The 14,589-nt window shown below is 42.2% G+C and carries 7 protein-coding genes; all 7 read right to left on the bottom strand.

What is annotated here, in order from left to right; translation table 11 throughout:
* Positions 1 to 4: 4 nt before the first annotated feature.
* Positions 5 to 2,743: an alpha-L-rhamnosidase gene (locus tag B9A18_RS16485; protein ID WP_084290556.1), complete on the bottom strand. Its 2,739-nt coding sequence runs from the start codon at positions 2,741 to 2,743 to the stop codon at positions 5 to 7.
* 67 nt (positions 2,744 to 2,810) lie between these two features.
* Positions 2,811 to 5,579 (bottom strand): glycoside hydrolase family 2 TIM barrel-domain containing protein, encoded by a 2,769-nt coding sequence (locus B9A18_RS16480; RefSeq protein ID WP_084290554.1) that lies wholly within the window; start codon positions 5,577 to 5,579, stop codon positions 2,811 to 2,813.
* A gap of 15 nt (positions 5,580 to 5,594) precedes the next feature.
* A complete protein-coding gene (locus B9A18_RS16475; RefSeq protein WP_235005347.1) occupies positions 5,595 to 7,067 on the bottom strand; it encodes a sialate O-acetylesterase in 1,473 nt (490 codons plus the stop codon).
* Positions 7,068 to 7,071: 4 nt separating this feature from the next.
* On the bottom strand, positions 7,072 to 8,919 hold the full coding sequence (locus tag B9A18_RS16470; protein WP_084290550.1) for an exo-alpha-sialidase: 1,848 nt from the start codon (positions 8,917 to 8,919) through the stop codon (positions 7,072 to 7,074).
* Positions 8,920 to 8,961: 42 nt separating this feature from the next.
* Positions 8,962 to 9,888: a glycoside hydrolase family 43 protein gene (locus tag B9A18_RS16465; RefSeq protein WP_084290548.1), complete on the bottom strand. Its 927-nt coding sequence runs from the start codon at positions 9,886 to 9,888 to the stop codon at positions 8,962 to 8,964.
* The gene (locus tag B9A18_RS16460; RefSeq protein WP_084290547.1) at positions 9,888 to 11,336 is read right to left on the bottom strand and encodes a glycoside hydrolase family 140 protein; all 1,449 of its coding nucleotides are present in this window, start codon (positions 11,334 to 11,336) and stop codon (positions 9,888 to 9,890) included. Before B9A18_RS16460 ends, B9A18_RS16465 begins: the two co-directional genes overlap by 1 nt.
* 12 nt (positions 11,337 to 11,348) lie before the next feature.
* Positions 11,349 to 14,534 (bottom strand): DUF6298 domain-containing protein, encoded by a 3,186-nt coding sequence (locus B9A18_RS16455; RefSeq protein WP_084290545.1) that lies wholly within the window; start codon positions 14,532 to 14,534, stop codon positions 11,349 to 11,351.
* Positions 14,535 to 14,589: the final 55 nt, after the last annotated feature.

Genomic DNA, 14,589 nt, shown 5'->3' with positions numbered 1-14,589 from the left:
TAGTTTATAGTTCAGCTGCAAATGAATACTCACCAGAGCCCATTTCAAATACAGCCCTATCGTGTTCCATTTGTATAAATTTTAATCCTTTCACATCCGTAGCTTTCCGCCCCCCTTCTTTTACCTGTCCTGCCGATTTTGCAGGAATACTAATCCTTGCCATAGTATTAGCAGGAATAGTAATGTTCCATTTAAAATCAGTTGCTGACTTAGTCCAGCTGCTTTTAATCAAGCCATGAACAGAATTGTATTCCGCATTTACGGCATCCAATCCTTTAATCATCTCAGGCTTCATCACAATTTCCTTAAAACCAGGAGCTGAAGCCTTAATACCGGCAAGGTTCTCATAATACCAGATCAGTAAATCACCCAGCATCATAACATGGTTCTGTGAGTTCATTTTTGGGGCAGCAGTATTTCCATTCCATAACTCCCATATCGTTGTAGCTCCGTTTTCGATCATATATCCCCATGAAGGATAAGTTTTCTGCGAAGCTATCCGGTAAGCAAGGTCACTTCTTCCATTATCAGTCAGTGTCCGCATCAGGAAATTTGTCCCCTGTACTCCCGTACTCAGGTGCCCATTATTCTTCTCTTCAATAATATAACAGATCTGCTTTACTACTTTCTCCTTATGCTGCTCCTCAACCATACCAAAATATACCGGCAGCAGGTTATCCGTTAGTTTATTGTCGCCGTAATACCCCTGCGCATTATAGAATTTACGATTAAAGGCCTTTTTTAATTCCGATGCCAATGCAGCATAACCAGCGCTATCACCTCCATTGCCCGTAACCGTACTGTAATGGGCCATCATTATTGAAAGCTGATAATAATAGGCCGTAGCAATTAATGCACTTGGATGTTTCTGATCGGCGTTAACTCCTTTGCCATCTTCAGCTGTTACAGGAGGAGCACACCAGTCGCCATAACTATCTTTGGTCATAATCCCCTCACTATTCATATACCTATCCTTCATGTAGGTCATCCATTTTTTTACGGCAGGATAGTTTTTATGCAGTACAGATATGTCTCCCGTTTGCTTATACAACATATCAGCTACAAAGAGTAAAGTTGCAGGCCAGGTTACGTTATCGCTATAATACCTCCAGAATGCCGGGGCGACATCTGGGATCGCACCATCTTCCTTTTGAGCATAACGGATATCGTCCAGCCATTTCTTATACAAAGCTGTATTGTCGAACAAAAAGCTTTCGCCGTAAGCTCCTACAGTCCTGTCGCCCAGCCACGGCTGCCGCTCATTGCGTTGCGGACAATCAACCGGCATACCCTTATAATTGGAGGCAATGCCCCACCAGGAGTTTTTAAATATCTGATTTATCAAGCTGTTGGATGATTCAAAAGTCCCTACAGTTTTCATGTCGTCATATACCAGGCATCCCGTAAAGTCGCCTTTTTGAGGAATCCCAGGATAACCACTCAATTCTACATAACGAAAGCCCTGATAGGTAAATCTCGGCGCCCATGTCTCTGTACCCTCTCCTTTAAGGATATAGGTATCTGTGGCTTTTGCATCGCGCAGATTTGTCCTGAATAGCTCGCCGTTTGGTTCCAGCGACTCTGCAAACCGCAAGGAAACACTTGTTCCTTTTGTGCCTTTGACCTTAAATTTTACCCAACCAGCAAAGTTCTGCCCAAAATCTATGATGTATTTACCATTCGGGCGTTTGGTAATGGCTACCGGGGCAATATTTTTCATCACCTTCATGGCTTCACTCATCTGCGCCTGATAGGTACCGCCCGGCTCTTGTACATATTCGGCTTTGAGCCATTTATTTTCGTCAAACCCCGACTCGCTCCATCCTTTAAACTCTTTACGCGCATCATATACCTCACCATCGTATTCGTTATTGGCAAGAATTGGCCCATCAGCAGTACCTTTCCAGGTATCATCGGTTTTAATTGAAGCGGTAGAGCCATCTGTGTATTTAATGACCACCTGAAGCAGTAATTTAGGGAAGCCGAATGTTTTAACTTTATATGCTTTAGCCTGACGCATGGCGAAAAACCGACCGTTTCCTAAGATTACGCCAATGGCATGTCTACCCTGTTTCAGCCGTGCTGTAATATCTAAGGCGTTGTACTTTATATTTTTTGTATAATCTGTAGGAGCAGGTGCCAAAACCTGGTCACCGATTTTTTTACCATCAATATACAGTTCATATAAGCCCATACCCATGATATAGGCGGTTGCTGATGCCACTGTTTTATTCGTTGAGAACTCTTTTCTGAAATAACGGGCAGATAAACGGCCCTCAGCTTGATTATCCCAGGGGAAAAAGCGGTCAAACCCTATCCATCTGCCTTCCCAATCCTTATAATTCAATAATCCCATCGACCATGATGCAACACCGCTCCAATCGGTTTCCTCTTTATTCGTTGAGACTTTAACCTTCCAGTAATACTTGCTTTTACTTTTCAATGCAGGGCCTGCATATTGGTTATAAACAGATGCAGTCGATTTTACTTTACCCGAATTCCATACATCGGCATCATTTTCTGTGAGCTTATCTACCGATGAGGCTACCAGAATTTGGTAGGCTGTTTGTTTAACGTCACGCTGCGCCGAATTAATTTCCCAGCTTAACTTAGGCTGAATCACATCAATTCCTAAAGGATCCTGCAGCATCTCACAGCGCAAGTTATGCAACGACACCTGTGCAAAAGCACCGGTAAGGCATAGCATCAAAAGGGCTGTTAGTATATATCGTTCAAGCTTCATTTGGTTCAGGCTTTTATCTATTCAATTTAAGCATTATTTACTTGTCGAAACCATCATGAGCAACCGCTCACAGAATGCGAAAATCAAAGTAAAGTGTCATATCCAATGCCCTTGCAGGCTCCTTCTCATAATCATAAAAAATATTCTGCATCGACATAGGACCGGTTCTGTCCTTTCTTTGCGTTTTAGTACCTATCCCCGGAATCCCCTGCATAAAAGAAATATCGCCCGATGGGAAATGCGGTTCATAGTTATGCCACTGATCTGTTTTCCAAGCCGCGCTAAACAATCTTAGAAAAATGTCCTCATTCTCCGTGATCACGGTAAAAGGTTGATCCTTTGTAATGAATTTACACCAGTACATATTGGAATGGTAGCCTTTAAACTCCGGGTATACCCAGGTTTCGCCGGTTTCCGTATTGTTATAATCCTTTTTCCATATACCGAACTCATTTCCTTTCAAACGGTTCTTCCAAACGCGGTGCGGACCTCTTCCCATATATTCTACCCCTTTAATCTGGTCTTCCGGGAAAGAGAAATTCAATCCGATAAAATTCGTCAGGTATTCTGCCGGAAAGTATTTTACGTTTAGTTTCAACATGCCTGAAGGATAAATCGTCCATTGCAAGGTGTTGTAAGCTTCTTTCCTGTCAAATGAGGATTCAATGATCAGATTTGCACCTTCCATACGGTGACTGATCTTTCTGAAATTGGTAGCCCCTTCCTGGATTACCGGTCCGTTTGTAAAAGGAATGATGCCTTTTGCATTTTTCACTTCCCTCAGTATGCCTGTTTTTTTACTAAAACTTAAAGAAATACCATTAGCAGTGGTGGTAAATAAAGAGTCTTTTTCCGTAATCGTAGCAGTACTTCCGCCGTCTTTTTTAACCAGCGCCAAAGCTTCTTTTTTAGGGAGTGTAATCGGGAAACTCCAGGTATACAATTCTTTTCCATGCATATCAGTAGCTGTGACATACAACACATCATAGCTATTCCAGTTTGCAGGAAGTGTTACGCTTAACTTACCTTTTTCAAGCGGTTTAACATCTGGTGCTGTAGCTTCCCCCTTAATCTCCGATTTAGTTTTCAGGTTCAATAACTTCCAGTCAAAGCGACAAGCATTCAGGTTAGCAAAATGAAAGCGATTCTCTACATTAAATATCCCATCAAATCCAGCTGTCATTTCACGATGCTCAAAAAACACCGGACTCCAGATCTCTTTAATAGCAAAATAACTACCTTCTTTCTCATGATACGGACCAACTATACCGTCTGCACCACGACTACCGTCCGCATCTATTATATTATTTTTATCGGTACGTACCACGCCCTGATCAGCAAAATCCCACAGGAAGCCACCTGCAGAAAGTGGATTCATTAACATATCGTTCCAGTAATCTTCCAAACCGGCACCATGACCGCCATCAAACATACCGTGTAAAAATTCAGTAGGCATCACAATACTATGCCCGTGTTTGTAGTTACCTATACCATAATTATACTCCCGGTAATGTTGCGTATCAAAACCATTGAAATCTTCCCAAGGATGAATAACAGGGCGTTGTTGAATATCCTCCTGTGCAAACAACGGATCAAGCTCCCGATTGTGACCGCCTTCGTTTCCATTTGCCCAAATGACAATCGAAGGATGATTTACATCATGTCTGATCATTTCTTTGACCAACTTCGTGCCTGTAGGCGTATCATAATGTCCATGCCAACCGGCAAGTTCGTCCATTACATATAAGCCGAGAGAGTCGCAAACATCCAGAAAATGACCATCAGGTGGGTAATGCGACATACGTACCGCATTCATATTCATCTCCTTCATCAGTTCAACATCCTCAATACTGTTCTTTTTGCTTAAGGTTCTGCCCGATGCAGGGCGGAAAGAATGTCTGTTTACCCCTTTAAATTTAATTTTAACACCATTTACAAAAATACCATCACGAGGCTTTACGACGATGGTTCTGAAACCTATCTTTTTAGATAAAGTATGAAGAGCTTTGTTTTTCTGATACAAAGTAAAAGTTGCTGTATATAGATTAGGGAACTCGGAAGACCACAATTCAGGTGCATTAAATGATCCTGAAAGGCTGACAGGCGCCGATCCCTTCTTAAGGTAAGTACTAATTGGGGCACCATATTTTTTACCATCAGCACTGTACAACTGCACAGTTAATTTATCAGCATTACCTGCAACGTAAGCTTCAGCTTTAAACTGTCCATCTGCTTTTGCTTCAATCGCTACCCTTTCTATATGTTGTACTGACAAAGCCTCCAGGTATACTGGTCTGAATATGCCACCAAATATCCAGAAGTCGGCCTTACGCTCGGCTTCATTTACTGATTTATTAGCCGAATGCTTTGATACTTTTGCTTCGAGCAGATTATCTGCACCATATTTTAACAAGGCAGTCAGGTCATAGCGGAATGCGTAAAACGCGCCCTGGTGAATTGCTCCGGCCGATTTACCATTAATCTTTACTTCTGTATCAGTCATCGACCCTTCAAAAACGATGTTGATCTTTTTCCCTTTCCAGGCAGCAGGAACTTTGAATTTATACTTGTATAAACCTTGTTCTTTCCCCCTTACACTGTCTTTAGCGAAGCCATAATCGTATTTACCAAAACCTTGCAGTTCCCAGTTTGAAGGTACAGGTATGGTGGTCCATTTACCTGAGTTCATTCCTTTAGTGCAAAAAAAGTCCCATTTTACTGTATGGTCATTTCCGGTACCCGACAAATAGATTTGCTCCGTCTGCTGGGCGCGAAGAACGTTGACAGAACTGAAAAGCATCAGCAAAATAAAAGAAAGGATCGGTGTAAGCTTCATGAATAAAGGATCTGGTTATATTGGTTTAAATTGTTTCGTTAGTGGATTATCAGTTCTGAAAGGCAATGCAGGTAAGCCATCTTTATTGTAAAGGTTTGGTCGCATAGCCTCATTAAAACCAAAGCGTACTGCTGCAGGATTCTTCAGGCCTTTTGCAGATACGATGATCTTGTTCCCTTTAATTACAGCATTGGCAGGAACGAATTTCCCATCAGCACCGGCTATAGTAAAGCAATCCAAAGCTTTTCCGTCGATGCTGGTCAGGCCTTTGCCTGAATGCTCAAATTCCAGTTCGGCTGTCGCTCCTTTAAAGCTTACAGATTTATAGATCGGTCCGGAATAGCTTAATTTCTTATTGTAGTCATTGGCCAAAGCCCATAAAGCCAGTCTTCTCCCTATTTCCCATTTATAATTAGGATGCAGATCATCCGGATAGTCGTTCAGGTCGGTCGTTACAACCATACCGGTATTCGGCATTCTCAGTAATTGCGTCTGTGCTTCCCAGAATTCAGGTTCAGTTTGCTGATCCAAAGCAACCTTGCCTTTGGTAGTAGAATAATTAAACGGTGCAATTTGTACATAGTAAAAAGGCAGATCTGCGTTTTGATCACTTGAACCTATCTTCCAAGCTGTTCTCCAGCTATTGATCAACGCTTTCATTTTGTAGCTGTAGCTAATATTCTCTTTTAAAAAGCAATTGGTTTCTCCTTGATACCACAAAAACCCGCTTAAGGCAAAAGGTGTTAAAGGCTCAATCATTGGGGTATAAAACTTCCCCGGATCGTTGCCCACCTTTTGGTCTTTGAAATAGCCTGTCTCAACGTTCTCCAGACTATCTTTAGGTATCCATGGCTCAATAGCACTACCACTTACTGCCGAAGAGATCATTCCTACAGGCACATTCAACTTCTCATGTAGCTCTTTAGCAAAAAAATAACCTGCTGCAGAGAAGTTCTTTAACGCCGAGTCCTGGGCGACACTCCAGCTTTTATGAATAGAGTCTGGCTTACTTAACTGCTTCCGATTCACCAGAAAAATACGGATCTGAGGATTATTGGCTTTTTCCAATTCATCTGCAGGGTATCCCAGTCTTTCTTTTAAAGGCTTTTTTACTTTCGCAATTTTGCGCATGGCATACTCCATGTTCGATTGTCCGGAACAAAGCCATACTTCTCCTACCAAAATATTATCCAGTACAATGGTATTTGAGCCTTTTATGGTCATAGCAGCAGGAACCGCAGAAGTTTTTAAAGGCGATAAAACTACTTTCCATTTACCATTTGCATCGGTTGTAGTTTGCTTTACCTGTACGCCGAAGCTTACCGTTACCAGTTCTCCAACTGCTCCAAAGCCCCAAATATTTAAGGGCTTATCACGCTGCAAAACCATATTACTGGAAAGAATCTGAGGCAAAAGTATTTTTGCATTGGCTTCACCCATCGTTCCGAATAACACAACCAGCAGTAAATATCTCTTTAAGCCCATCATCTGTCTATTTAATTGCTTCAGTTTTTAATGACTTGATATAGAAAATAGCTTCTTTAACCGGTGTTCCCGGATCTTTCAGATCATAATCCTGATCTGTAGGCGTATCTACATCAGGGAAACGACGAACATCTCCCGTTCTGAATGTTATCCTTTCAAAAGAAGAAACCGGGACAAACATGAGGCGTGTACCTTTGCTCTCTCCATTTATAAAAATATTGTACATCCGCTTGTCCATATCCAGTTCTGCACGAATATGATAGGTTTTACCTCCTTCATATTTCATAATTCCCGAATTCCGGTAACCTACCTTGGCTTTTAATTCGCCATCGGCATCAAAAATCAATCTTGCTCCGGCCGTTCCCTTTGCATCCTGAAATTCCACCTGCAATGAACCTGTATTATTTTGTACCGGTGTAACCGTAAATTCTATATTTACTTTTCTGGCTGAAGGGATTACTCTTTCTGCCTTTGCATAATCATACGGATCCTTATCTCTTAAAGTTAGTGATTTGGTACCATCAACCGATTTTTCGATCTTAACCGAGGCCCAAAGCGGACTGAAAGTATTCCAGAATTTCAGTTCCTGTCCATCAGGAAGGGAATTGAATGCTTCGTTTACAGGACCGCTTACTACCGACAAAACTGGGACAGGTACTTTTGCCACCCATATGTCTTCCTTATTCATGCTATAGGTTAACCACATATTTCCATCAACAGGTTTACCATTGCCTTCCAATATTCCTCTGATATACTGTGGCCCGTAGGATTTATAGTTACCACCATAGCGCATTTGCGATATTTCACCGTTTATCAGCAAAAGATCTTTATAATTCAGACCGTCATCACTGGTTGAAACAGCTAATGGCCAGCGAAATTCAGAAGGGTTGTAAACAATGGCATAACGACCGTCGGACATACGCTGCCCCCATATTTTAGCATTACTATTTACTACCCCCGGTGCCCTTAACGGGGTATACTGCCATGTTTTACCATGATCATTACTCACTGAAGTCAAGGCATGTTTCCACAAGCCCACTACTTTACCATTGGCCAAGTGATAGTAACTGAAAGCCTTTACTGGTCTGTTCAATGGTATTAATGGATCATTTCTATCCGCTTCCTCTACCATTTGCTGCATCATCAGCGGACTCGCAAGAATCTCGTTACAAGCAGTAACAAATCCCCGATCCTTACTCTTTGTATACATTGGATAAAGTGTATGCTTCATGTCCCAGGTGGAATTCGGTCTCAATAAATAGATTGGACCATAGGTTCCATCCTTCTTAACCTCCCTGATCACTCTGCCTATTCCCTTTCCATCGTTGGGATCATCTGTTTTATCCATAGCAATACCATAATAAGCTAAGGCAAACAAGCGATCTGCTTTCGAAACATAAAACCCTACGCGCTGGTGCATGGTAGCATATAAGTCTTTCGCCACCCCTCCAACGCCTTCCTTTTTCCATCCATCAGGAATTTTGTAAGGTGGAAAAATAATATCAGGTTTAGACCAGTTGTAACCGTCTTTAGAAGTTTGCAGCAATGTTCTGCTTGGTGGAATGTGTTCCCCTACCGGATCGCTCAGAAATTCCAGGTAAAAGGTATTGTTCCAATAGGCCAACATTGGTGCATGGTTGTAGGTCCAGTCCAGACCATCCGACAATTCTGGATGTTCCCGGTTTGCCCTTAACGTCTGGATATTATGCACCCCCACGGCAGGCACAAGCTGACCGTTATGATAATCGGCATTCACGATAGTTGTGCCGGTATAACGTAGGGTATCCTGAGCTTGTGCTGCTTGTACTGTTATGAACAGTGCGGAGGCTAACCAAATACTTTTATAATTCTTCATTATTTATTCTTTTTTTGAGTCGTTATCCTGACCCGCAATGTTTTATTCTACACCAAGCTGATTGAGCACTTTCCTTTTTACAGGCACTATCGTTCCATGCTTATGCCCTTTCGGAATTACCGTTTGAGCAGAAACATCTTCAAAATGCTTAAAATCACTTGTTTTTATGACTGCATACTTTTTCTCTCCGTAAGCATCATAATAAATCAGCCAGTTTTTACCGATCCTAACAACAGATGGTCCTTCTGTAAGCAATCCGCTAAAAGCAGCTGATACTCCTGTATAAGGACCTAGAGCCTGAGGACTAAAAGCGACCTTCAGGTTCCTGTTCGGCCTGGTATTGTCTTTCAACACCAAGACATAATCTTCCGCAGCTTTTTTTACAATTACCGCATCAATTACACTAAATCCCGGATCAAGAAACAGTTGAGTTTCCGAGAAAGTCTTGAAATCCTTAGTGGTAACAGCATACATCCTGTGGTTGTTTTTTTCTTCTTCTATCCCTTTTTCAAAACGATATGGGATAGTAGAAGCCCATATAATGATGTATTCTTGTTTAACATCATCATAAAACAACTCTGGCGCCCAGACATTCACTGTAGTTGGTTCATTTTGCAATACAGGGACAAACTTTTGTTCAGACCAGTTAACCAAATCTTTGGAGCTGGCGTAACCGAAACCTCTTTCTCCCTTCCATCCACATGTCCATACCAGATGAAATACACCATCAGGTCCCTGCAGCATTGAAGGATCACGCATGATCTTTTCCTTACCAACCTCCGGTTTCAGCAAAATCTTATTGAGGTCGTTCCATTTGTAGCCATCATAGCTATACAGCATACGTAAGCCCTCGTTGGCAGGCTCATGAAAAGAGGTAAACAGATAGGCTTTTTTAGAACAAGCGCTAAAAGTAACCACCAACACCAGCAGCAAAAACAAACGATATGTGCGCTTAAAGCTATTCATCATTATATTTTATCTATGATCAACACCCAATCGTTACCATCCTTTACTTCTCCCGGAGGGTCAAAGTCATGGGTCCCCTTATTATCAATATTGCCTATAGCTGTAGTTTTACCATCTCGTGGGCTGAACCAGGAAGCTTTTACCTGATCGCCTTCGATTACGCCCATTTTTAAAGGAATATTCCTGCCATTGTAAGTATAAACGAATAGGTAATCCTTTCCTCTGGTAGCCAGTAGCCTGTTATACTTTTCATTATCACCTCCCGCAGCGCCGACAATTACAGACTGATCGGGAACTCTATCAAAATAACCATTGTCTGCCTGCGTTGAAGCGGCAGTTTGATCAGCTGGAACCCTTGACAACATCAGGTTTTTCAAATGTATCATTTGACCTGCTCCAGGATCATTTAAAGCATCCTGCCATGATTTTGTTGCGCCATAGGCAGCTCCTTTACTTCCAGCTTTATAGAATTGCATTACAGAGTTATCACCATAAGTATAACCAAATGCACCTGCAAAAACCGACCAATAGCCATATCTCCTTACGTCCGCATCATTCCATCTAGGTTGTTTAACATCATGTAAACCTTGTGGAATACCTTCATAAGAAGGCTCACCGTCAATAGTTGGCTTAACCGGTTTCAGGTTATAATCTTTTTCAATGTATTTCCAGTTGTCTTCACCATAGTGCCATTGCTCTTTGGCTGAAGTGTCCTGATCATAACGACGGTGACCAGATTGTACCATATTAAAATCTAACCATTTTGCATCGTGAAACCACTCAGAAGAGCCTGTTCTGCCTCTCGGATGAAAAGTGATCAGGTGATTTGGATCATTCGCTCTTAAAGTAGCGCCAATTACTTCCCATACTTCCTTAACTTCCGAGCCCTTGATGTCACCACCATTTAACCAGATGATGTTGCTTTTGTCTTTATACCTGTTTGTTAAAAACTCCGCATAGCTCTTTGCCTGTGCTGGCGTTACTTTTTTGTTCTTCACATTGGTACCCCAAACTGGAACCAAGGCCATATAAATACCTTTTTCTTTAGCTTTATCAACGATATAATCAATATGATCCCAGAAATCATATTGTGTGGAATCAGCAAAGGAATTCCCTTCTGTAACTGCCGGTTTAGCAATATCACCGTTTACCAATGATGAGTCACCGTAGATATTAACTGAGGGTACAGTATGCAATACCATAGCCTGTATCACATTAAATCCTTTTTGCCTGCGGTCTTCCAGAAATTGATCAGCCTGCTCGCGTGTAGTTTTGTTAAACAATAACCACCCGGTATCTCCCAGCCAGAAGAATGGTTTACCGTCTTCCGTAAAGTATCTTCCGTTTTCTGAAATGTGTAAACCCTTTTTTAAAGCATCGGGTTTCTTGTTTGATGTACAACCAAACAGCGCTAATGAGATAAAGGCAAATAAAACTATCCTTTGATACATGGCAATAATGTTTTAAATTTTGTTGATAAAAACGACATCGTCTCCTGACGAAAGCTTATTGATTTCGATGGTTGCACCACCTTTGATTTTTTCTTCTTTAACAACAGCACCGCTAGCCGGGTTGATGTGCTTTACACTATAATTACCCGCTGAATTACCTAAATCAAGTTTTACCGCAGCTGATGAACTGTTATACAACACATAAGCTTTACCGGCATTCGCCAAGGCATACTGACCTGCAGGCTTTCCTGCCAATTCAAAAGGTTGCATTCCGGCAACAGAAAACGGTGTTTTATCAGCTCCAGACACTTCCGAAGGGGCATTAAAGAGCGAACCACCTCCCATAAAAATTGCCCATCCAAAGGCGTCGTAATTATCTCCTGAATACATGACTGCCTTTTCAGGATATTTCGAACGGTATTCTGAAACTGCGCGGTATACCTGATCGAAAGATGTCTTTTTAGGCTTTAACAAACGGGCGTGCTGACGAGGAGCAAGATTTTGTCCGCCTTCTGGTGCATAGGCCGTTCCATCCGCCTGGTAATGCCAGTAGCGAATATCAATCAAATCAACTACCTCTGCCCTGTCTTTATCTCTCAGAATAGCATCCTGCACATCTTTAGTTGTACATAAGCTAATTATCGGATGTTTACCTGTTTCCTTCTCCCACTCTTTTATCGTATCTATCCAAAACTGCACAAAATGCAATGGCCCTGTAAACTCGGCGCTTATAGACTGAATTACACTGGTATTAGCTGCAAAATTATCCAGGCATTTGCGAATGTAAGCGCGGTGTAATGCTCTCCGTGCCGGATTGCTGATGTCATAAAACTGCTCTGCCATAAATATGCGCTTGTCACCGGCATAAGGCACTGGCTCAGGGAAACCTGTGGTATTTATGTTGTTTGCTGTACGCCATGGAAAATCAGCATAATGTGCACCGGCTTCGATAATATTATGTTGAAAATAGTTCTGATGAATCAAAACCAATCCTTTTTGGTCTGCCAGATCAGCAAAAGTTCTTAACCTGTTCCAGTACCATAAGTTATATTTGGTCAGGTCGTATTTACTTAAACCATCCCATGCGAGGTCCTGGCCGCTTCTGGCAAATGGCAATTCATAAAAGGGTGCCCATACATCACCATCCATTCTCCTGATGCGCTCATGATCGTCACGTCTTCTATCGTACCACAGGCCATAATTATGGTCTAAGATCTTAACCCTTCCTTTCTGCATTAAATCTGTGGTCTCGTCCAGGTCATCGGTCAACCCCTGGCCCGAACGTCCCGGAACAAAACGGGTAATATGGGGACTTGCACTTGCTAAACCATAAGGCCTGGCACTGCCGTTCCACCATCGTACATCTTGTCTGTTGCCAAAAACCAATGTATTTCCACGTAAAATCCAGCCGTTGTTAACAGCCATTGCTGTAACCTGAGGTTTTACTGCACTCTTTTCTACAGCAATCTTATCAATACTTTTAGCTCCACCTGCATCAACCGGTATTTTTTGTCTTTCCGCCGCCTGATCTATATAGTCTGTTAGCTGCAAAGCCGGCTTAACAGCTAATTTTGTTAATTTCTGTGCTACATCTACTGGTGGACTACTTGATGCTTCGGATTCTACCGGCATCACAAAAGTGCGTGCATCAACCTGGGATCCGAGCCTGTCTTGCAATTGTGCATAATATAAACTACGCGGTTGAATCTGCTCGTTTGACATGTCCCAATATCCATCACCTGCAAACTGTGCCCAGGTACCAAAAGCCCAGTTTTGCGCAGTAGGTGGCCGATAGCAATCTATCCTTGCAGCAGTACACTGCCAGAATACACTGTTAGCGGCAGCCCATCCAGCTCCCTGCCCGTCTTGTCCACGGTTCATAAAGCTCAATGCCTGTCCGTCCACATTTACAACATCAAATAAAATACCCGATGCCCAACTGTCAACCGCCCCACTAAAGCTAAAAGGCAAATAAGCCTGACACTGAACAAAAGCATTAGGGCCGGGAGCGCAATATCCAGTAGCAAAGTCGTGATAACCATACTCCGAATAAAGTCTTTGAAACAAGGTTTGTCCACCGGTAGTTAAAAACGTATACCTGCGTTCACCACCAATCTCCGAAACAGGTGTCAACGATTTACAATCTTCTACGGTAACTCTGTTTGCAGTTTCCTGAACAGTTACCACTGAGCCTGCAAAATGTTCAAATACCACTTGTCTCACCCAGGCGTCTTTAACATTTTCCAGGGAAATACCTGTCCATCGGTGGTATTCATCTTTAGGGTTCTGCTTATCATAAGCAGATACAAATCTTAAATTTTCCGCTCCGGAATTCGAAATTCTGCCATTCCAGCTATATTTTGACACAGTGGCTTCACCATAAGCTGCATCCAGGGCAGTGGTTAAAGGTGCATCTAATGTTAACTCATTCCCATTTATGGCAAGTACTTTCCTATCCCAATTGATATCTCGCTGTCCAGGTTTCCATCCCAGTGAAGTAATGCCTCCGCCAAAATGATCTGTTCCCAGCACATCAATCCAGCTTTTTGTCGACGCCCGTTGCACGATCACCTGATCGCCCTTTTTAAATGCTGAAGCATTAGCAAGGGTAACTTTCATGGCATTCACAGGAACATATTTATCTGTAATAGTAACTGGCTTTTCTTTCACACGGTCATCCTTACCTAAAATACGTAGCACGCCCAACCTATCCAGCCCTGTAGCATACAAAATGGTTCCATCTGTACCCATGCCACTACCACGTAAAACCACACCATTGGCACTGATTTTCAGCGTACCTGCGACTTCATAACTCCCTTTCTCTAGTAAAACAGCCCCTCTTAGGCCGTCCTTCCCTAAAGGCAATGAAGCCACATAGTTTAAGGCCGACTGGATTCGTAGCGTTGCATCGCCTTCCTTAACAGGCACTACAACCTTTACCAAAGCATCAGGAATGGCTTTTTCACCAGCCATATAACCTACATAAGAAAAATCGGGAACACGGTTACCTTTTTCATCAGGTGTATAATTCAGTTTGCCATCTTTACCCTTAAAAATAGGCTTTGGTGGTTCTTCAACCTTAACTTTTTGTGCAAATACAGCACCTACGCTTAAACAAATCCAAATTGCACATAGTAACGCAGGTAAAACAATTGCTCCACTATACTTTTTAGAAGTATGTTTATTTGTAAGTATCATATTTGGTTAGTGGTGATTTTGAATTAAAACTGTTGAACGAATTAAAACTGTTGCA

The organism is Pedobacter nyackensis (assembly GCF_900176505.1).
Lineage (GTDB): Bacteria > Bacteroidota > Bacteroidia > Sphingobacteriales > Sphingobacteriaceae > Pedobacter > Pedobacter nyackensis.
Note: the sequence above shows the minus strand (reverse complement) of the source record. Positions and strands in the feature narration are given on the sequence as shown.

What these genes read in the sequence shown, in the direction of transcription:
- B9A18_RS16485 (WP_084290556.1), bottom strand. Translation starts at nt 2,743, where the DNA reads ATGAAGCTTGAACGATATATACTAACAGCCCTTTTGATGCTATGCCTT.
- B9A18_RS16480 (WP_084290554.1), bottom strand. Translation starts at nt 5,579, where the DNA reads ATGAAGCTTACACCGATCCTTTCTTTTATTTTGCTGATGCTTTTCAGT.
- B9A18_RS16475 (WP_235005347.1), bottom strand. Translation starts at nt 7,067, where the DNA reads ATGATGGGCTTAAAGAGATATTTACTGCTGGTTGTGTTATTCGGAACG.
- B9A18_RS16470 (WP_084290550.1), bottom strand. Translation starts at nt 8,919, where the DNA reads ATGAAGAATTATAAAAGTATTTGGTTAGCCTCCGCACTGTTCATAACA.
- B9A18_RS16465 (WP_084290548.1), bottom strand. Translation starts at nt 9,888, where the DNA reads ATGATGAATAGCTTTAAGCGCACATATCGTTTGTTTTTGCTGCTGGTG.
- B9A18_RS16460 (WP_084290547.1), bottom strand. Translation starts at nt 11,336, where the DNA reads ATGTATCAAAGGATAGTTTTATTTGCCTTTATCTCATTAGCGCTGTTT.
- B9A18_RS16455 (WP_084290545.1), bottom strand. Translation starts at nt 14,534, where the DNA reads ATGATACTTACAAATAAACATACTTCTAAAAAGTATAGTGGAGCAATT.